Origin of the sequence: Acaryochloris sp. IP29b_bin.148 (genome assembly GCF_028285565.1) — a bacterium.
GTDB lineage: Bacteria > Cyanobacteriota > Cyanobacteriia > Thermosynechococcales > Thermosynechococcaceae > Acaryochloris.
In genome coordinates this window covers 1-2,694 of sequence record NZ_JANQOY010000115.1, presented here as the reverse complement: position 1 = coordinate 2,694, position 2,694 = coordinate 1, and the positions used below count along the sequence as shown (strand labels likewise).

General features: G+C 45.1%; 2 protein-coding genes and 2 pseudogenes. 1 reads left to right on the top strand and 3 read right to left on the bottom strand.

Annotated features, from left to right (window positions below):
* Positions 1 to 504 (top strand): annotated as a pseudogene (locus Q0986_RS11110) (integrase); the annotation flags it as partial.
* A 48-nt stretch (positions 505 to 552) separates the two neighbouring features.
* Here the strand turns inward: Q0986_RS11110 and Q0986_RS11105 are convergent.
* The 3 genes and pseudogenes from Q0986_RS11105 to Q0986_RS11095 all read right to left on the bottom strand — a co-directional run.
* Positions 553 to 1,359: an SAM-dependent methyltransferase gene (locus tag Q0986_RS11105; protein WP_299409934.1), complete on the bottom strand. Its 807-nt coding sequence runs from the start codon at positions 1,357 to 1,359 to the stop codon at positions 553 to 555.
* 530 nt (positions 1,360 to 1,889) lie between these two features.
* Positions 1,890 to 2,336: a hypothetical protein gene (locus tag Q0986_RS11100; RefSeq protein ID WP_299409931.1), complete on the bottom strand. Its 447-nt coding sequence runs from the start codon at positions 2,334 to 2,336 to the stop codon at positions 1,890 to 1,892.
* 132 nt (positions 2,337 to 2,468) lie between these two features.
* Positions 2,469 to 2,694 (bottom strand): annotated as a pseudogene (locus tag Q0986_RS11095) (SAM-dependent methyltransferase); the annotation flags it as partial.

Sequence of the window (2,694 nt, the reverse complement as noted above, 5' to 3'; positions counted from 1 at the left end):
GCCTACTTAGCCATGACCTTAATGCGGCAACGCTCTGTGAAGGCTTTTGAGGTCTATTCTCAGAAGGTCAGGTATCGGACGGCCAAAGGGGTGTTTCTTGAAAACAAGGGGGAAGTGGAACGAGAGCCCATGTCTTTGAAAGAGCTGGTGACGGCTGGTGAGGTGCCAGTGGCTGAAGAGGCGATTGAGCTGAAGGCTGTCGTTAAGGAGCCTGAGAACTGGCCCAAGATTAGGGCTGTGGGAATGCCCTTGAATCCGGTTCAGGTGGGGCTGACGGTTGAGGTTTCAGGGAAGAAAAAGGCCAAGGTTAGGAAGCAGATCGAAGAGCGGGTGCTGAGTCCGTTTCAGATGCTCAAACCCAAGCCGAGGGGGAATGCGTATGAGCTGATGGTTGTGGTTGAGGAAGATAATGCGTTGTTTGCTATCACCGACCAGATGCGCTGGGATATGGAGCTACTGGGGGAGTTGGATGATTGCAAGGTGAAAGTGGTGTGGCTGGATTGAAGGCTGTTGCTAAATAATTGACGGGTAGTCTATCCGATTGGGTAACAATTACACTTGCTTACTGGCTGTAATAAAAAACAGATGCGGAGTGTCAGGAATACTACGCTCTGGAAATTGGAAAGTGAATCGGCCAAATGAAGCCCCTTTTTCCCCAGGTTGAATTGCTGATGCCTTCCAGCCGTACTTCTCAAAGAAAGATTCTGGATCATCACAACTGGACTGCCAATACTTAGCCCAGTCATCCTGACCATTCAAGATAACTGAGTTGATAACATCTGCCCCAAACCAACTACCCTTAGCAGAACAGTTTGTGATTGTTGTCAACAAGTTATGAACTTCTACCTCATTCAGATAATAGAGCAATCCTTCGAGTAGCCAGATTGACGGTTCTAAAGACTGATAACCTTGCTCAAATAGTAATTCAGACCAAAGAGAGTCTTTCAAATCAGCAGAAATTGAATGCTGAACACAAGTAGGCTTAATATCCTTCAAGATGGATTCCTTGTAAGCCATTATATTGCTTTGATCAATTTCATAAACATGAGTCCCGGATTCCCATTTCATTCGTAAAGCTCTGGTGTCCATGCCCGCGCCTAACAGCACTATTTGTCGGATATTTTGAGCGTGGTTAATAATAAAATCATCAAAGAAACGAGTTCGGACTAATGTAAATGGCTTACCCTTTTTTTCGTCCTTTTCTAGACGAGGGATTACATGCTTGACAACCTCTTCTCCTGCCAACTTCTCAGCAAATGGATCAATAAATAAAGCATCCGATCTTTGCGTTTCATAAGCACGGCCAGCAGCCATTATCTTAGCAGTAAAGCTAACATCACTTCCTGTTGTATCGTCCATAATATTTTCCCTTGTTTATTTGTTCTGATTAGGCTGGAAAGAAGCAACACAAAAAATCCTAAGTCATGAGATGCTTCTATCGAAACTATTGTCAATTAAAATTCTTATTTATTTTACCTATAGAATTTCTATTTTTATAGATATAGTTAAGAATGTAAGATTATAATTTTTTTCGGGCATAGCTTAATTTAGGACAACATTGCTGAAGAATTACTAAGATCGCGTTAAATCCGACCCAACACCCACAGAGCCTACTAATAGGACTTGAGGTAGCTCATGGGCTGGACCAATAAGGGATGGCACAAGATTACCTCCAAGGACTTGGGCCGATACAATGAATCTGTCGGTTCTGAGTAGCCACATTGGAGAGGTTTCACCATTCTGATAGGCTGATAAATTGCCCTAATCTGTACTCTGTCTGCCTTTAATAGATTGTCCTCACTGCCACTCCACCCGAGTTTCTTTTCTTCAGCGTAAAACTAGCCTCGGGTATGACAACGATTCTTGGGTATTCCAAGCTATCGAACCAGTTAAGAGCGACGCACCGCCATGAACCAGACCCACCACAATAAGAACAGTTGTAGGGGTACACGAAAGAACAGGTAGCGAGGGCCGTTAATATTTCCACCAAAGTCAACGGAATTTAAGGCCGCATAGATATTAGATGGAAATACAGTAATCAAGAAGGTAAGTGTGAGTAGACCACTCATACGTCGGACCGATGGCCATAAAAAGCCAAGTCCCAGAATAATTTCCATGATTCCGGTGATGTAAATGATTGGATAGCGTCCCGGAACCCATTCAGGCAGCATCTGCACCATGCCTGCGGCCAAAGTAAAATGACTGATTCCTGTGAAGATAAACAAAGCCGCAAAGGCAATACAGCCAGCGGTCCGAATCTGACGGGGACGTTGGGTGATCACTAATAGTCCCCAAGTCACAGCAAATACGCTGAGTAGTACAACTAAAACAACCATGTCGCTTCCTTATTATGAGTTTGCCTGCCTCGTGGCGTTCGAGAAAAAGTCGTGTTCAAGCAGCAGATCAGCCACCTTAGCTTCCGGCTCCACCAATATAAAGACGTGATCCAGTGTCATCTTCATGGTCGTTTATGCAGGCTTTTGAGCGACAATGAACACTGCTTTACCCTTGCTCGGTTGCCACTGGTAGTCCAGCTCAAATCCGGCCTGGGTTAAGCTGTCTGCTAACTCTTGGGTGGTTAAGACCGCAACGAAAGGGAAAAACCCGAGGAATCGGCCAATGGGCGCGATCAGCTTAAACCAGCCCATGGTGTCTCCGATGCAGACGGTGCTGGTTACGAAAATGCCTCCCGGT